Source organism: Geobacter sp. AOG1 (assembly GCF_019972315.1).
GTDB lineage: Bacteria > Desulfobacterota > Desulfuromonadia > Geobacterales > Geobacteraceae > Geomobilimonas.
Window position 1 is genome coordinate 1,596,334 of record NZ_BLIZ01000001.1, and the last position, 17,410, is coordinate 1,613,743.

Here is a 17,410-nt window from a genome sequence, read left to right on the forward strand (position 1 = left end):
TGGCCCAATCTCAATTTTCTTGTCAACCGCTACGGAAAACTGGAGATCTGAAGTCGACGCACAACAGTGATGCTACGGATGTTCCCGGCTTGGACAGGCGGGACAGAGCACGTCGCTTGGCCTGGAAAGACATCGCAAAGCGCTTTTGCGACCCTCGGGACTGCCTTGCTTCCTATGTGGCCCTTGAGTCAGCTGAAGTGCTTGCTGGAGTCAAGCCCGCCAACCTGCTCTCCATTTCTGACCGCACGAATTCGTGCGGCAGGAATCCGTACCGCCTCTGGAAGGCATGGGGTAAGCAGGTGCTGGATGCAACTCCCTTGCAGGCGCATGAACTGGCAGATCGTGGACATTCTGTGCTGGTACTTCTCTACCAACCCGAGGCGCTGAAAAATCTTCTTCTCTCCCCGGCTATCCGTGCCATCCTTCATCGGGAGGGGTATGCCGACGACCTCTGCCTGACCGGGGTCTTGGACAAACTCACGGAAAGTCTGGCTGCTGGGGTCTTCCCCCACGAAATAGGCATGTTTCTCGGCTACCCCCTCAAGGACGTTGCCGGATTCATGGGGCTGGCAAGGATTCCCTTTACCTGCCAGGGGCCCTGGAAGATGTATGGCGACCCCCGAAACAGCCTCCGCCTTGCGGAAACCTTTCGCAGTTGCCGCGCCCGGATGGCAACGGACCTGGCGTGCTGCTCGTCCCCCTATGAGTGTCTTTCGGGTAATTCGTATCCCGGGCGTTCTCTTTTTTTACCCCACATATGAAAATGACTATCAATTTCTTTAATCGTACACCACAACCACAGGGGATATCCCTGCCACATCACACTCCTTGCCCCGGCAAGGCCAAACCAAAGGAGGAATCGGTTTCATGAAAAAACTTTTCACCACGCTGGCCGTCACGACACTCTTATCTGCCACGGTCCCCCTGGCCCACGCCAGCTCGCTTGAAGAGCTGCAACAACAGGTGGACGACCTGAATAAGCAGATGCAGACCATGAAGGAGAAAGAGGAGACAAAGGCCACGGAGCCAAAAGCAGAAGATGGCTATCTGAAGAAAACCTGGGACAGAACCAGGATTGGAGGGTACGGGGAACTTGATTATCTGTTCCGGAAAGAAAATGGCAACGGCAACGGCGGCAATACCTTTGAACCACGACGAATGGTCCTCTACGTCAATTCCGGGCTGGCGGACTGGCTCACCCTGAACACCGAGCTCGAGTGGGAACATGGCGGGGTTCCCGATGGTGGCCCCGACGGCGGCGTGTCGGTCGAGCAGGCTTTCCTCGACTTCAAGCTCACCAGGGCTTTCAATGTCAAGGCCGGTGTCATGCTGGTACCGGTGGGAGCGGTCAACCTTTACCACGAGCCGACCAACTACAACTCCACCACCCGTCCCCAGCTTGACCAGATCATAATTCCCAGCACCTGGCAGGAGATGGGGGCCGGCATCCATGGTCAACTTGGCGACAGGGTCGATTACCAACTTCTGGCCATGACCGGTCTCGACGGCAGCCAGTTTTCTGCGGAAAACGGCATCAGGGAAGGGCGTCAGAATTTCGGCAAAGACAGCAACCGCAATCAGTCGATTACCGGTCGTGTCGAACTGCGCCCATTCACCAATCTCTACACCAATATCTCTTTCTATACCGGCAATTCTGCTCCATCGGGAAAACCTGCAGCCTATACTACCGTCGCAGCCTTTGACGGCAAATACCGTATCGGCGATTTCGACATCATGGGGGAATACGCCCGTGTCTACCAGGACAACCCTGTGGCACTCGGCGTTACCGACATCGGTCATAACATGTCAGGCTACTGGGTAGAGGGAGCGTACCATGTCTTGCCGAAGAGCCTGAAACAGGGGAAATTGTCCGAAGCGGACGCGGTACTGTTCACCCGCTACTCGGCTTTCAACACCCAGGATGGCGGCGCAATGGACCCTTCCCTGGTAAGCGGCAGGTTCGATCGCACGTACACCACCTTCGGCATCGCATTCAAACCGGTACCGACCATGGTGGTCAAGGCCGATTACCAGATATACAGCGATCATCGGAGTGCCGGAGAGATCCCGCTTGACAACGACAAATTTCAGGTCACTCTTGGATTTGTGTTCTAACCGTGCGGGAATGCCATGGCGCTGAACAGACTGTTCGGCGAGGCAAGCTTCCGGTTCTCTGACCTCAAACAGCTACAACGACCGGTCATTCAACGAAGACCAGACGGAAATCAATGGCACCAGCCTCAAAATCAACATTAAGGGGTTATAAATGCGGCATATTCTGGTTTTTTCGGGGTTTATTCTTCTTTTCGCTGCGGTCGCATCGGCAGGTACGGGCCGGGCCTACTGGACATTCGATGCCGATCCCGTGGGCGGACTGCCGGCGGGGATGCATGGTTTCAGCGGGAAATGGCTCGTGCGCGCGGAGGCAAATGCGCCGAGCAAGCCAAACGCCCTCTGTCAGACGGGATCGGCGCACTATCCCGCCCTTGCTCTAAGCGACAAGGTGTACCGAGATGTGATGATATCAACCCGTTTCAAGCCTATTTCCGGCACAGAAGATCAGGCTGCGGGAATCATCTTCCGTATCCAGGACAAGGATAACTACTACATTCTCCGGGCAAATGCCCTGGAGAACAATGTCAATATTTACCGGTACCAGGGGGGAAGTCGTAGCGTCATCAAGGAAAGCTCAAAGACCGTATTTTCCGGGCAATGGCAGGAATTGCGGGTGGAAGTGAAGGGTAACAGGATACGCGGTTATCTCAATGGCGAACTGGCAGTGGAGGCGAACGACGATGTATTCAAAGCAGGCAAGGTGGGGCTGTGGACCAAAGCCGATTCGGTGACCTGTTTTGACAATGTCGAGGTTACTGCCGAGTAAAGCCGATGGGGCTAGCTGACCGTGTCCCGTGAAAGGAGTTCGGCAATGGTAAAACTCAGGATTGCCGGTATGGTGCTCGTATTGCTGATTGCAGCAACGGCATCCGCAACGGCGGCGGGGCTTCCCGATGGGGCAGTGATAGAGAAACTTACCGGCCTGAAGGGAACGGCAAACGAGAACGAAGGGGTATTCAAGGTGCTGATGCCCCGGTCAGACCTTTCCGCGAAGGTGGCGGGCGCGAAGATCACTCCTCCCATGGGACTCACCTGCTGGGCGGCATTTATAAAGGCCGGGGATGCAACAATGGTGATGGGGGACATTGTTCTCCTCGAAGATCAGATAGATGCCGTCATGGACGCGGCGTTGCATAACGGCCTTGAGGTGACGGCACTGCACAACCACTTCACGTTCGACACGCCCCGCATCATGTTCATGCACATTGGAGGTGTCGGCAGGGACGAGGATCTGGCTGCCGCCGTGGGAAGGGTCTTTGCCGCCGTTCGGGATACTGCGGGTGGCAAGGGGAAGGTTCCCACGACCGATATCGACCCGGCACAGTCGAAACTGTCCACGAACAAGCTTGAAGAGATACTCGGCAAGGGAGAATTCAAGAACGGTGTCTTCAAGGTCACGATCGGTAGGACGACAAAGATGCATGGCCACGATGTGGGAAAGGAGATGGGGATAAATACCTGGGCTGCCTTTGCCGGGACCGACAGCAAAGCGGTGGTGGACGGGGATTTCGCCATGCTTGAACCGGAATTGCAGGAGGTGCTGAAGACCCTGCGCAGAGCCGGCATCGGCATCGTGGCGATTCATAATCATATGACACACGAGGAGCCGCGGATCATGTTCCTGCATTTTTGGGGGACCGGCAATGCAGAACTGCTGGCAAACGGTATAAAAGGGGCGCTTGCAAAAACGGCAGCCGGTAAACGATGAGCAGTGAATACGGCGATGAGTGCACCCTGCGCGCACTGTCACTCTATTTTCTGCGGCTGGGAGCTACCGGTTTCGGAGGCCCCATTGCCCTTGCCGCATACATGCAGCGGGACCTGGTCCCCAAAGGTTGGCTGACCGACCAGGAATACGCGGAGGGGCTGGCATTCTCCCAGATGATGCCGGGACCGCTGGCGGCGCAGTTGGCGATGTGGATCGGCTTCCTACGTCACGGCACCCTTGGTGCATCCCTCGTCGGCATTCTGTTCATTCTGCCTGCGTTTCTCATCGTTCTTGCGATATCGGTGCTCTATGTCCGATTCCGGGGGCTTCAGGTCGTACAGGCGCTATTTTACGGCATCGGTCCGGCAGTGATAGCGATTGTGGCGATGTCGGCCGCACGGCTTGCATGGAAGACGGTGCACCGTCAGATTTCGATGTGGATGATTTTCGCGGCTACCGCAGTGGTGACGGTTGCAGCGCGCACTGAAATCGCCGCCCTGTTCCTTGTCGCCGGAGTTATTGGGTATCTCCTGTCGAAACCAGGTAACACAACGCAGCTCCCACCGCTTGCTGCAGTTCTTCCGATAGGCGCCGCAGCTTCGGCACCAAAACTTTCCGGCCTGCTTTTCTTCTTTCTCAAGGCGGGGGCATTCACCTTCGGCAGCGGGCTGGCGATAGTGCCGTTCCTTCATCAAGGGGTCGTGCTGGGGCATCACTGGCTGACGGAACAACAATTCCTCGATGCCGTGGCCGTCGGGATCATCACTCCCGGCCCGGTGGTTATTACCGCAGCCTTCGTCGGCTATCTGACGGCGGGGTTCTGGGGATCCATCGTTGCCGCCGCCGCAGTATTTCTGCCGGTCTATTTCTTCGTGCTCTTCATTGGGCGGCACATCATCAGGCATCGGGGCAATACGAGGCTGCAGGGGTTTATACGAGGGGCCACTGCCGCAGCCTCCGGCGCCATAGCGGGTGCTTCTGTCATCTTGGGAGAGCAATCCATATACGATGCCGTTACCGTTGCAACGGCTGCTGGGAGCTTCATCTTGTTGGTGTTGAAGGTTCCTGAACCTGCCATCGTTGCTGCCGGGGCACTTGTCGGACTATGGGCTAAGGGTTTTTTTTGATAGCACATTATGTCCCAGCAGGTTTATTGAAGCGCACAAGCGACCTAACGTGTAAATAACAGTAACGGAGATTACATTTGCCATGCGACTTGAGTTGACCGGCATCACCAAGCGGTTTGGCCCGCAGACGGCCCTGGATGACGTCACCCTGCAGTTGCCGGAGTTCCATGCCCTTGTCATCATTGGCCCCTCCGGCGGGGGGAAGACCACCCTGCTCCGGGTCATGGGTGGACTGGCGGTCCCCGACGCGGGGGGGCTATCGATCGACGGCGAAACGGTCGACTTTGCCGAGGAGAGCCTGCTTCGGCACCGGCGGAGCATCGGGACGGTCTTCCAGTCCTTCAATCTGTTTCCCCATCTTTCTGCCCTGGACAACATCACTCTCCCCTTGGAAAAGGTCCATGGCAATTCTCCGGCCGAGGCGCGGGAGACGGCCCATGCGCTCCTGGAGCGCTTCCAGCTCACCCCCCATGCACGGAAAAAGCCGGCCCAGCTTTCGGGGGGACAGCAGCAGCGAGTCGCACTTGCCCGGGCCCTTGCCATCAAGCCCCGGTTTATTCTCCTCGACGAGCCGACCTCCGCTCTGGACCCGGAAATGACCGCCGAGGTGCTCGACATCATCCAGGAGCTGCGCGTGGAGGGGCGTGACCTGATCATGGCCACTCACCACATGGGGTTCGCCCGTTCCGTTGCCGACCAATGCCTTTTCGTCTGCGACGGCAAGATGACGGAATCGGGGCCGGCAGCGGAAATGTTCGGCAACCCCCGGAGCGAATCCCTTCGGAAATTTCTGGCGAAAATCCTGAAATACTAGCGATAAAGCAGACCGATGGAGTTGCAACAAAAAAAGCCCGCATTTGCGGGCTTTCGAGTGCTGGTGGTCTGCTGACACTGGGGGGATGGCGTTTGTCGTGATTAGATGAAAAAAGATTTGATCCGGGAACGGGCTTTCCGGTCACCCTGCGCCGCTGCCACGATGGCTTGCCGTTCTTTCGAGGGGATGAGCGCGGTAAGATGCTCTTTGGCGAGGGACTCGCTGCCGGCGATTGAGGTCGCCATCAGGCAGAGAAACTCGATCGGCAGGCCATTTCGGAATCCCTGGACCAGTTTGCCGATCTCTTCGTGGCGTTGCTCGTAACTCCAGGTCTGGTAAACTTCCGCACCCACATCGTTGAGCATGTCGTCTCCTCTGTTCGGACGCCATCCACACGATCCCGTGGCATCCTCTGCTGGTTTATGGCCTACTTGCTTCCCTCGGCATCCTTTGGCTTGAGGTCGAATGCCTTGAGCGCCCAGTCGGTGTCGACGATCTTGAGGTAGCCGACGAAGCCCCAGGAAACCAGTGACTGCTTCTCCTTGTCCTGGGTCGCCGTCACGATGAGCCAGTCGCGAAATTCGAGTCCGTCCCACTGGGGCTGGGAATAGATCTCCTGGTCCGTGACTTTGTCACTGCCCGTGGCGACGAGATAGATTTTTTCCTTGTGGGCCGGTAAAAGCGGCTTGTTGTAGTACGCGTATCCGAAGGGGGCTATCACCAGGAGTAAAATGATCAGCATTTTCATTATTTCTTGCTCCGCTTCGAGAGATGTATGGCAAACAGTCCGCATTTGTACGGTAACGGCAGGAAATTGTCAACGTTTTTCAACGCAGGAAAGGCTGGTCGGTATGCCGCCAACTGACGGGAGCGACTGGAGGGGGACGGAAACCCCCTAATGGTCTTCGCCGTGGACCTTGTGCAGGTAATAACCGTAATTTCCCTCGTAAACGCGCATTTCGCCATGATCGATCTCGAACACCCGGTTCACAAGTGAACGGAGGAAGTGGCGGTCATGGCTCACCAGCACGACGGTACCGGCAAAATTTTGCAGGGCATCCAGGAGGATTTCCCGGGAGCGGATGTCCAGATGGTTGGTCGGCTCGTCCAGCACGAGAAAGTTGACCGGTCGCCCCAGGAGCGTGGCGAGCACCACCCGGCTCTTTTCTCCGCCGGAGAGGTTCTCGATCCGCTTTTCCACCGCATCTCCGCTGAAGAGGAACGCGGCCAGGAGGTTGCGGATGACGCCGATGGTGGCGAGGGGCATGACATCCTGCACCGTCTCGAACACCGTCTTGCGCGGATCCAGTATTTCCATGGCGTGCTGGCTGAAGTATCCCAGCTCGACATTGGCCCCGAGGGCTGATCTTCCAGCGGTCGGGGCGGTCTGGCCGGCGAGCACCTTGAGGAAGGTGGATTTTCCTGCACCGTTCACCCCGACCACCGCGATCTTCTCCTGGCGGCGGATGATGCCGGAGACGCCGCTGAATACCGGTTTTTCCTGCCCGTCGGGGGTGAGCCAGACCTTTCCCAGATTCTCCATCACTACCACGTCATCGCCACTCCGGGGCGGTTCGTTGAACTCGAAACGTACGGTCCGTTCTTCGGGGGGGATCTCGATCCGGTCGATCTTGTCCAGCTTCTTCACCCGTGACTGAACCTGGGCGGCATGGGAGGCCCGGGCGGCGAAGCGGGCGATGAACTCCTCTTCCTTGGCGAGCATATCCTGCTGCCGCTTGTGGCTCGCGAGAAGCTGTTCCCTGCGGATGTCCCGCTCCCGTTCGTAGAAGTCGTAGTTGCCGCCGTAGGTGGTGGCTGTCCTGTTGGCCACCTCGACGATCCGGGTGACGATGCGGTTCATGAAATCCCGGTCATGGCTCGTCATGAGAAGCGCCCCGTCGAAATCCCCCGCCAGCCACTCCTCCAGCCAGATGATCGACTCCACGTCCAGGTGGTTGGTCGGCTCGTCCAGGAGCAGTACATCCGGCTTCAGGGTCAGGATCTTTGCCAGGGCGATGCGCATCTTCCAGCCGCCGCTGAAGGACTCCACAGGATGGTTGAACCGGTCGGGGCCGATGCCGAGGCCGGTCAGCACCGTCTGGGCGCGGGTGTCCAGGTCGTATCCCCCCCGGTGCTCGAACTCTTCCTGGGCGACGCCGTAACGCTCCAGCAGGGCAGCCATGTCGTCGTCGGACTGGGGCTCGCACATGGCCGCTTCCATCTCTTTCAAGGCGGCGGCGAGCCTGACGGTCTCCGCCGAGCCGGCCATCACCTCCTCGAGGGCCGAACGACCCGCCATATCCCCCACGTCCTGGGAGAAGTAGCCGATGGTGGTCTTTTTTGCGCAGGTGATTTCGCCGGCGTCCACCTCCTCTTCGCCGGTGATGATCCGGAATATGGTCGTCTTGCCCGCCCCGTTGGGCCCTACCAGCCCGGTTCGGCTGCCGGTGAGAATCTGGAAGCTGGCGTCGCGGAAGAGGATCTGGGAACCGTGCTGCTTGGCGATGTTCGACAGGTGAATCATAATCTCTGCTCCAGGCATTGAAACATGACATTCTTTATAATTGAGAACTGAACCTGATAGCACGCCAACCCCCCGATTGACAACATAATTTTTGCCAACAAACGAACAAGGGGGCTCGGGCACGTGAAGTCCTCCCCCATTCTCCGGGGCAGTTTCTTCAGCTGATTCCTGCGCAAACATTATGTTGCCATGGGGACCGTTTGAGGTTATACCAATTCCACATCAAGGCGCTATCTGCGTTGGCTCGTCTTCGGCTCCTCAACGTACTGTCTGTACGCTTGCGTCGCCTCAATCCTCGCCGCCTTGATTTCATCCTCGATCTGAAATTGGTATTACAAGAGATGGAGGGACTGCAACGCAACGGAGGGGTCATGAATATCACCGCATTGAAGGATTTCGCTATTGTCGTGGGGGGGCTGGTGACGATTTTCGCCTTTGTCAACGGTCTGCTGGAATACCGGCGTCAGGGTGCGCAGAAACGGGTCGAGCATTTCACCATGCTCCGCCGGCGGCTGAAGGAAAATCCGGTGTTCAAGGAGATATGTGCCCTAATGTTCGACGATGACCCGCGACTGGCCGATTTCAGTCCTCAGGACAAGCGGGATTTTATCGGCCTCCTGGAAGAGGTGGCGCTGCAGGTGAACTCGGGGCTGATCCGGCCGGAACTGGCCCACTACATGTTCGGCTATTACACCGTAAAATGTCTGGAGAGCAAGGATTTCTGGGCGAACCTTACCCTCGACGAAGTCTATTGGAACCTGTTTTACGACTTCGCCCGGGAGATGAAGGCGAAGCAGGAGTCCCACGTCTTCCGGCGCGAGAAGCTCCGCTTCTGATCGAATGACGGCTTGAAGATGGAAATGAGCATGAGCCCAAAAAGGAGCAGGGTCTGGAGGATGGAGGAGATTGCCCCGAGCAGGTAGGTGCGGGCGTAGTCCCCGTCGTCGAAAATGGCGAGACGATTGGCGGCGGTCATGTCGGAGAGTTCCCGCAGCCACGGACCGAGGTAGAAGGCACCGAACAGGATGGCGCCCAGGGTGAGGAACCCCTTGACGACTATCCAGCGGTGTCTTGCCAGTCCCCAGCTGGTGAGGACGCAGAGCAGTAGCCCGCTGGCGGAGGAGACCACGGCGGCGGGCTTGATGAGGCAGTCGTCGACAGACCGGATGGCGTGGTTGAAGGCAAACAGTTCGTCGCCGTTCCTGGTGAGGCGGTCGTTGTGGAGCAGGACCAGGACGGTAAGTCCGCCGCCGATCCAGATGCAGGCGGCGGTGAGATGGATGCACTTAAGTATCTGGCGGGTTGTGGGATGGGCGTGTTGCAGCATGGCGGTACCTCCCGGCCTCCGTTCCGTGGAGGCGCTTGCCATTACCCCTGCAATTCCGGTTCCCGTATACGATGTACCCGATGGTTCTGTGTTAAACAGCTACAGTGGCAATTATACAGATTTACGAGAGGTGAGAAAAACCATAAATATGGGCCATGTGTGACACATTATGTGTCTTGGCCGGCACAGTGTCGTGCCATGTTGAGGGATCGGGAGTGCTGGCGGTGACACGGGAGTTGAGGGAAGAGGCCGCGCGGCAGCGGACACCTGCCGGAAGCCCTTATGGAGTTTGAGCCGGAAGCTCTGTAACAGTTGCTCAGAGCGGAAGCTGGTCAAGGTCCGCAGCGGGGAATCGACCGAAACGGACGTGGCACCGCCAGCACTCCTCTCGCTTCTTGTCGGAATGAAAAAAGCCTGCCGAAGCAGGCTTTCCCCCTGCAGATATCGGACGACGTCAACGGGCAAGGACAGTTAGATCGTCAAAATAGGTCTCCGCATCCCCCCTGGTCCAGAGGCCGATGGTGCCGGCTTTACCATAGGTGGCGTCCCGCCGGTCCAGGTACTTCTTGCCGTCGTAGTAGCATTCCATCCGCTCTTCGGTCATGACGATCCGCAGCGTGTGCCAGCCTGGCACTTGCTTCAGTTCTCCGGTGACCAGTTCGGTCGGCCAGCTGTTGGCGACCCTGTACAGCCGGATACTGTTGTCGAGCGGGTTGACGAGGGCGGCATAATAGTTCCCCGCGTCCACTGCCCGCCAGACAAGGCCGCCCCCCTGCCAACTTTTCCCCTCAATGACGCGAATCTTCACGCTGATATCCAGGTTCCGGTAGCTGGTGCCGGCGACCTGGATAAGGTTCAGGGTCCGGTCCGTGTTTTTTGCCCGCTGGGCCAGCACATTCGGTTGTGACGGGGCGGTAGGATCGGCTGCAATTCTCCACCCCCCCGCAGCACGGGCAAAGCCCGGCGGGACCGTGCCGACGCGGTCCTTGTCAAAATTCCACGTGGTTTTCCCGTCCGTGGCAAAGGAAGCAGCGGCGAACGCCAGTGCGCAGGCAGAAATCATGATAAATTTTCCCATCCGTCCGTACCCCCGGTGGAGTAGTTGCCATCTGTTACCAACTATAGCAGGAGATGGCAATAAGGCGAATGGTGTGCAAGGTTTTCCTTGCTTCCACCGGAGTCGGGAGAAGTGAAAAATCTGGCCAAAGGACGGTGAAACTTGCTACTATGGGGAGCAGTCACACCGATTCCAGAACTCCGTGGCTGAATTTTCAGACTAACCCCAAGGTGCAATCCCGTGAACATTCTCCTTATCCGCCCCCATCCGGGGAGCGACAAATTCGGGCTCGGCCCGTTTTTTCGCGTCGAACCCCTCGGTCTCGAATACATAGGTGCGGCCCTCCTGTCTAAGGGATACCGCGTGACGATCGCCGATCTTCGCTTCCGTCCCGGTACCGCCGCGTGGGTCAGGCGTAGCCGGCCGCAACTCGTCGGCATCTCCTGTCCCCATGCCCTGGAATACGAGCGGATCCGGGAAACGGCCCGCGAGGTGCGCCGGGTGAGCCCCGATGCCTTCATTCATGTCGGTGGCCATGCGGCGGCGGCATTTCCGGGACCGCTGGAATGTGATGACATTGATGCCATCTGTCTCGATGACGGCGAGGAGGTCGTTGCCCAACTGGCGGAAGCGCTCGACAAGGGGAGGCCCCTTGTGGATGTGCCGGCGCTTCGGCTCCGTACGAGAGACGGCTGGGTGACCACACCCCCCCTGGCCGAACGGACTTCGCTCGACCTCGTTCCATTGCCGGCGCGGGAACTGGTCGCACACCATCGTTCCGGCTACCACTGCCTCCTGTTCAAGCCGGTCTGGCTTGTCGAAACGGCCCGGGGGTGCCCCCACCGCTGCTCTTTCTGCTCAGTATGGCAGCTCTACGACCGCTCCTGCCGGGAACGGAGCATCGGTGCGGTGGTGGAGGATTTTGCCACGGCGGGGGACGCCATCTTCGTCGCCGACGACCTGTTCTGGCACAACCCCGCCCGCAGCCTGGAGCTCGCCGCGGCTCTCAAAAAACGCGGCGTCTTCAAGCGCTGGATTCTCGTCCAGACCCGCACCGATCTCCTCTGTCGGAGCAGTGAACTGCTGGCAGCCTGGCGTCCGCTGGCCAAGGATTTCGACATCTTCCTCGGCCTGGAAGCGGCCAGTGACCATGGCCTTACTGATCTGGCCAAGGATTCGGGAGTTGCGGAAACCATCGAAGGGGTGCGAATTGCCCGGGAGCATGGTTACGGGATCAACGGCAACTTCCTCATCGACCCCGACTGGACGGAAAGCGAATTCCATGAGTTGTGGGAGTTCATCGCCTGTCATGGCCTACAGCGGGCCGGCTTCACCATCCGCACCCCTCTGCCCGGGACGGAGTATTACAATCAGGTCGCATCCCGCATTGCGCCCCAGCCCTGGTCGAATTTCGACATGCACCACCTTCTCTGGGAGCCACGACTGGGTGTCAGGCGTTTTTTCGAGCTCTACACCGAGACCTGGCGCCGTTCCATCCTCAATACCTCCGGTGAAAAGAGCATGCTCGACTGGATGCGCCAGGTCCGGCCGTCGCAGATACCTTACATTGCCCGGGTCCTTTGGCGTACCCAGCAGATGATGAAGCCGTCGGCCTATCTGGAGGAGTACGAGGCGACCCGCGGGGCCGTCGCTCCCTGCGGTGCTTCAATCTCTGTTCCCGGTATTGCGGAATCGCCGCCCCATTCCTAATCTTGCCTTGACCTACGTTCATGAAAAAAGCCCGCATTCGCGGGCTTTTTTTGTGTCATAGCGTCGGGTACCGTCAGGTCACTTGACCATGACCTTGTACTGCAGCGTGAAATTTGCCCCGTTGCCGTTCATGGTGCCGGTCATGGGTATCCGCCAGTTGGTGACATTGCCGTCGTAGCCTACCGGTGCGCCTCCTGCACCGGAGGAGGGGACATAGGTCCAGGTGGCTCCGTTGTCGTTTGAGTAGACCGGCGTACCGAGGGTGAGCCCCGCCGCCGGGGAGCCGTCAATCATCTGGAACGGCACATTTGCCCCGAACGAATTCACTCCCCAGGCAATATAGGGACTCATGGCATCACTCAGTACCACGGAGGTGGCGATCCCGAGTCCCGAGTTGGTGGTCAGCAGGGTGTAGGTGATTATCTGTCCCGGTGCGGCGGCGGCCGTGCTGGCCTGTTTCACGAAGACCAGGCTCGGCAGCGAGAAGACGGTCAGCGTGGCGGAGGCGGCCGTACCTGTCAAGGGATTTGCCGGACCAGTCGCCACGGGTGCCGTGGTGGTATTGCTGACGGTGCTTGTTGCGGTCACGCTCTGGGTAATGGTACAGCTGCCCCCCGGCGTGATGGTCCCCCCGCTGAACCCCACGCTGGTCCCCCCGTTGATGCCGCCGGTGAGGGTTGCACCGCTGCCGGCGGAGCAGACCACCCCCCCTGCGGCATTGTTTGCCAGTGTACCGGTGTACGCATCGTTAATGCTGACACCGGTAAGGTTGGCCGGGTTGGCCGCGGGATTGGCCACCGTAATGACCAGGGAGGAGTTCCCTCCCATCCCGATGGTGGCGGGTGAGAAACTCTTGGTGACGGTCGGCGGCAGGTAGGCGGTGGTGCTCGAAGAGACGGGGGCGGACGGTGTGGGGTTCGCGTTGGTCGAGGTGATGGCGTTTGTGCTTAACGTGTTGGTGTAGGTGCCTACCGTCGCCGTTGTCACATCCACGGCAAGGGAGCATGCCCCGGAGGTGGGGATTGTTCCCCCCGCCAGGCTGAGGGTTGCTGTGCCTGCCGCTGCCGTTGCGGTGCCGCCACAAGTGCTTGATAGATTGGGAACTGCAGCGATGGACAGGTTGGCAGGGAAGGTGTCGGTGAAGTTCACGCCGGTAACGTCTGCGCCATTCGGGTTGGTGAGCGTAATCGTAAGCCGGTTGGTGCCGCCGACCTGGAACCCGCTGTTGGCAAATGCCTTGGTGACGGTGGGTGCCGTAAGGTAGGCCACCAGCGTCGCCGTGTTGCTGTTTGGTCCGGGGGACGTGTTTGTCGAGGAGGTGGCGCCCGAAGTGGTGTTGTTGTGGCTGCCGGTGGCGGAGACCGACACGGTGACGTCGATGGTACAGGTTACGGCAGCGGCGGTAATCGCGCCCCCCGTCAGCTTTATGCCGGTGGAGCTATTGGAGACCAGCGCTGCCCCGGCAGCATCGGTCAGGGTGCCGCCGCAGCTGTTGGCCACCGTGTTCACCCATTTCATCTGGGAGGGATTCGAGGGGAAGGTGTCCGTAAACGAGACAGAGGTAATATCTGCGCCAGCGTTGTTTTCGACAACGATGCGCATCACGCTAGTTGCCGTCCCCCCCGAGATGGTGACCGGCGAGGTGAGGAACGATTTCCTGATCGTCGGCTTGGTGACGACATACAGTGCATCGGATCCTGTGATGCCGATCCCCTGGTCCGATGCGCCCTTTCCCGTCGTGTTGTAATAGGTTGCCGGCGTGGTATTGGTTGCGTGAATGTCTGCCGCGATGGTACAGGCGCCGCCGGCAGGTAGCGATCCCCCCGTGAGGGAAATAGCGGTGCCGTTGGCAACGGCCGTTACCGTCCCGCCGCAGGTTGAAGTGACGTTGGGGGTGGCAGAATTGGTTATAGCGGCTCCGTTCAGCGTACCCCCAGTCGGCAGGGTCGCCGTGGTCGGATAGGTGTCGTTCAAGGTCAGTCCCGTCAGGCTTGTGGTCGTACTGGGGTTGGTGATGCTTATGACCATGCGGGAAATGTCTCCCGGTCCGACAGTATTGGGGGTAAATGTCTTGCTGACGGCGGGGGCAATCCAGGTCGCTGTGTTGCTGACGCTGCCGGTACCGGAAAAGGGGGTGGTCAGCGTCACGCCGGAGGTCTGGTTGGTATAGACACCGAGGGAGTTGGCGGCAAGATTGACCGTGAAGGTGCAACTCCCCCCGGCCGCCGGGATTTGACCTGCAGTAAGTTTCACCCCCAGGTCGCCCCCTGTGGTCGAGAGGGTCCCCGCAGTGGCCCCGTTCCACGACTGGAGAGAGCTGCCGGTGCCGCAGGGAGTTGCCGGCGAAAGAGCCGGAGGATTGGTGGTGGTCATGCCGGCGGGGAACAGGTCGGTGAAGGAGAGACCCGATATGCCTGCCGTGTGATTGTTGACGATGGTTATGCTCATAGTCGCTATGCCCGTTGTGGCGTTGAACGAAAAGGTCTTGGTGATTGTCGGCGTCGCGTTGACCATCAGTGTCGCCGAGGCCGCGGCGCCGTTGCTGCCGGCATTGGTCGTCGTTACCGCACCTGCGGGGATGGTGTTGGTGTAACTGTTCACCACGCTGGAGGTGACGTCGATGCTGACCGTACAACTACCGTTGGCGGGAATGGTCCCTCCCGAGAGGGAAACGGAGCCGCTGGTGGAGTTGACCGTGCCGCCAGTGCAGGTCGTGGAATTGTTGGGGATGGCAGCTGTGGTCACGTTGGCCGGATAGGTGTCGGTGAAGGCCGCACCGGTTATGGCGGTTGCGTTTGCATTGGTAAGGGTGATGGTCAGGGTAGAGGTCTGCCCCTTGCCGATGGTGGAGGGTAAAAACGCCTTTGTAACCGTCGGGGGAGAAAGTGCCGACAGGGTGGCGGTGTTGCTCCCCGGCCCGGCGGGGCTGGTTTCGTTGGAATTGACTCCTCCGGTGGTGTTGGCATATACCCCCGCCGCGGCGGCGGTGACGTTGACCGTGAAGGAACAGGTGCCGGCTGAAGCGATGGTGCCGCCGGCGAGGCGGATACCTGCATCGCCGCCGGTGGAGGTGAGGGTGGAGACTGTGGTCCCGTTCCACGCACTGAGAGTGCCGCCGCAGGGGGAGGCGGGGGTGACCGTCGGCGGATTGGCCGTGATCATGCCGGCCGGGAAGAGATCGTCGAAGGTCAATCCGGTCAGGCTCCCCGTGCCGTTGTTGGTAATGGTGAGGGTCATGGTCGCCGTGTCGTTCTGCGGGATCGTCGGGACGGAAAACGATTTGGTGATGGTCGGCTTGGTACTGAAGGTGACGGTTGCCGATGCTGTCGACCCTGTTCCGCCGTTGGTGGACGAGACGGTTCCGGTCGTGTTGGTATAGGTGGTGTTGGCGCTTGCCGAAGTTACATTGGCGGTAACGGTGCAGCTCTGGCCGGCGGCGAGGGTCCCTCCGCTGATTCCTATCGTGGTGCCGGTCACGGTCAGGACGGCACCGGAGCAGGTCGTTGCCGCGCCGGAAGGGACGGCGAATCCGAGACCGGCCGGCGACGAGGGGAGGGTGTCGGTGACGGCGATGCCGTTCAGCGTCTGACCGGCGTTCGGATTGGTGATCGTCAGGGTCAGGGTCGATGTCCCGCTCACGGCGACGGCGGAGGGGGAAAACGCCTTGGTGATGGTCGGCGCTTTCAGCACCACCGTGGTCGCGGTGGCGGGCGCGTTGTCGGACACGGAGAGCGTGCTGTCTATGACCACCGTGCCGACTCTAGCCGAGGCGGCATTGGTGTAAGTGCCGGGCGTTGCGGGAAGGTCCGCCTGAAAGACCAGGGTGCGGCTCGTACCGGCCGGAATGGAGAAGAGGGACGACCAGGTCAGGGTCGTCCCTGTGATGCCGGGGTCGGCCATGCCGGTTCCGTTGAAGGAGGATGATCCGGTGACGTAGGTTGCGCCGGCGGGCAGGACGTCAATGAACGAGTCCAGACTTACGGCTGCCAGGCCGGTATTGGTGGCGGTGAGGGTATAGGTCACCCTCCCTCCCTGGGCAGGGAGAGTGGCATGGCTCACGGCTTTTGTAAGTACTACAGCTGCCTGCGCTGATTCCACCGGCTGCAGACCTCCCGCAACCGAGTATGCGCCGCTGCTCAGGCTGGTGTGCTTGATCTGCGTACCACTTGCGATGTAGGAGACGGGGGAAAGCGTCGTGGTAACGCCGGTAGTGCCGACGGCACGGAAGTAGTAGGTCGCCACGTAATGGGTGTCACTGGATGATGGTACGCTGTTGATGTAGAGTGTGTTGTCGTAGGAGCCGGAGTTTCCCCCCGACAGGGTAACGTTGCTGCCGACCAGTTCGAAGGCGTCGGCGCGCCAGTTTGAAAAGGTGGCAGGGGTAAAATACATCGGTCCTGCCGCGGAACCGGTACAGGTCGATGGGGGATTGACACAGCCGATGGTGCCAGTGTCGCCATCGACGGTCATGGTGATGATTCCCCCCAAGGTTGCCGGGTTGGGGCCTGAGACGATAACATTGACCGAATTGGCGTTTGCCTTGATGACCGTATTATCAATCGTCATGGACAGGGTCGTCGTGGTATCTATCTGGGAACCTCCTGCAGAGGGGTTGCCGTTATAGAGCTTGATGTCGTATGTCTGCGTGGGGGAAATCCCGCCGGTATAGGACGTACAGATGTAATAGAAGACCGGCTTTGTCTGTCCTGCCAGGAGCGACCCGATGTGGTAGGCGCCGTCATCCCCTCCGCCGAGGGAAAGGTATCCCCCCGTGAACCCGTTTATGGTCACCCAGGCATCGGCAATCGTCGTGGTGTCGGTGACGTTGAGGGAGATGTATCCGCAGTTTGGCATGCCGGGATTCGTGGTGCCGGTATCCGTATAGAGCGTGGTGCCCGAGGTTCTCGCGACGGTAATGGCGGCATGGACTGGCGTTACCGCAGCAAGGAACGTCATGACAATGACGAAGAGTATCGCTCGTATGGCTGTATTGTGTGTTATACGCATGGGTCTTTACTCACTTTGATT

The 17,410-nt window shown here is 59.4% G+C and carries 14 protein-coding genes; 8 read left to right on the top strand and 6 right to left on the bottom strand.

Going from position 1 to position 17,410, the window contains the following annotated elements; all coding sequences use genetic code 11:
* Positions 1 to 116: 116 nt before the first annotated feature.
* From LDN04_RS07335 to LDN04_RS07360, 6 genes are all read left to right on the top strand, one after another.
* A complete protein-coding gene (locus LDN04_RS07335) occupies positions 117 to 761 on the top strand; it encodes a DUF3793 family protein (protein ID WP_223908456.1) in 645 nt (214 codons plus the stop codon).
* A 106-nt stretch (positions 762 to 867) separates the two neighbouring features.
* A complete protein-coding gene (locus tag LDN04_RS07340; RefSeq protein WP_223908459.1) occupies positions 868 to 2,115 on the top strand; it encodes an outer membrane beta-barrel protein in 1,248 nt (415 codons plus the stop codon).
* Between the two features lie 151 nt (positions 2,116 to 2,266).
* A complete protein-coding gene (locus LDN04_RS07345; RefSeq protein ID WP_223908462.1) occupies positions 2,267 to 2,881 on the top strand; it encodes a family 16 glycoside hydrolase in 615 nt (204 codons plus the stop codon).
* 45 nt (positions 2,882 to 2,926) lie between these two features.
* Positions 2,927 to 3,823: a DUF1259 domain-containing protein gene (locus LDN04_RS07350; RefSeq protein ID WP_223908465.1), complete on the top strand. Its 897-nt coding sequence runs from the start codon at positions 2,927 to 2,929 to the stop codon at positions 3,821 to 3,823.
* On the top strand, positions 3,820 to 4,950 hold the full coding sequence (gene chrA, locus LDN04_RS07355) for a chromate efflux transporter (protein ID WP_223908468.1): 1,131 nt from the start codon (positions 3,820 to 3,822) through the stop codon (positions 4,948 to 4,950). Before LDN04_RS07350 ends, chrA begins: the two co-directional genes overlap by 4 nt.
* Positions 4,951 to 5,032: 82 nt before the next feature.
* A complete protein-coding gene (locus LDN04_RS07360) occupies positions 5,033 to 5,764 on the top strand; it encodes an amino acid ABC transporter ATP-binding protein (protein WP_223908471.1) in 732 nt (243 codons plus the stop codon).
* A 101-nt stretch (positions 5,765 to 5,865) separates the two neighbouring features.
* On the opposite strand, the gene LDN04_RS07365 is transcribed toward LDN04_RS07360, so the two are convergent.
* The 3 genes from LDN04_RS07365 to LDN04_RS07375 form a co-directional block, all read right to left on the bottom strand.
* Entirely contained in the window at positions 5,866 to 6,129 is a 264-nt protein-coding gene (locus LDN04_RS07365) for a hypothetical protein (protein WP_223908474.1), read from the bottom strand.
* Between the two features lie 62 nt (positions 6,130 to 6,191).
* Positions 6,192 to 6,512 carry a hypothetical protein gene (locus tag LDN04_RS07370; protein ID WP_223908477.1) on the bottom strand — a complete coding sequence of 107 codons (321 nt, stop codon included), beginning with the start codon at positions 6,510 to 6,512 and terminating at the stop codon, positions 6,192 to 6,194.
* A 147-nt stretch (positions 6,513 to 6,659) separates the two neighbouring features.
* Positions 6,660 to 8,288 (bottom strand): ABC-F family ATP-binding cassette domain-containing protein, encoded by a 1,629-nt coding sequence (locus LDN04_RS07375; RefSeq protein WP_223908478.1) that lies wholly within the window; start codon positions 8,286 to 8,288, stop codon positions 6,660 to 6,662.
* A 371-nt stretch (positions 8,289 to 8,659) separates the two neighbouring features.
* Here LDN04_RS07375 and LDN04_RS07380 point away from each other — a divergent pair, with 371 nt between their 5' ends.
* Positions 8,660 to 9,124: a hypothetical protein gene (locus LDN04_RS07380; RefSeq protein WP_223908479.1), complete on the top strand. Its 465-nt coding sequence runs from the start codon at positions 8,660 to 8,662 to the stop codon at positions 9,122 to 9,124.
* Here the strand turns inward: LDN04_RS07380 and LDN04_RS07385 are convergent.
* Together LDN04_RS07385 and LDN04_RS07390 are read right to left on the bottom strand one after the other, a co-directional pair.
* Positions 9,052 to 9,615 (bottom strand): DUF2269 family protein, encoded by a 564-nt coding sequence (locus LDN04_RS07385; protein ID WP_223908480.1) that lies wholly within the window; start codon positions 9,613 to 9,615, stop codon positions 9,052 to 9,054. The two genes, LDN04_RS07380 and LDN04_RS07385, sit on opposite strands and share 73 nt — an antisense overlap.
* 454 nt (positions 9,616 to 10,069) lie before the next feature.
* Positions 10,070 to 10,693, bottom strand: a complete 624-nt coding sequence (locus LDN04_RS07390; protein WP_223908481.1) for a hypothetical protein — start codon at positions 10,691 to 10,693, stop codon at positions 10,070 to 10,072.
* A gap of 219 nt (positions 10,694 to 10,912) precedes the next feature.
* Between LDN04_RS07390 and LDN04_RS07395 the strand changes: the two genes are divergently transcribed.
* Complete coding sequence (locus tag LDN04_RS07395; protein WP_223908483.1) at positions 10,913 to 12,382, top strand: B12-binding domain-containing radical SAM protein; 1,470 nt, start codon at positions 10,913 to 10,915, stop codon at positions 12,380 to 12,382.
* A gap of 78 nt (positions 12,383 to 12,460) precedes the next feature.
* Here LDN04_RS07395 and LDN04_RS07400 read toward each other — a convergent pair whose 3' ends face one another.
* A complete protein-coding gene (locus tag LDN04_RS07400) occupies positions 12,461 to 17,389 on the bottom strand; it encodes a DUF11 domain-containing protein (RefSeq protein WP_223908486.1) in 4,929 nt (1,642 codons plus the stop codon).
* Between the last annotated feature and the right edge of the window lie 21 nt (positions 17,390 to 17,410).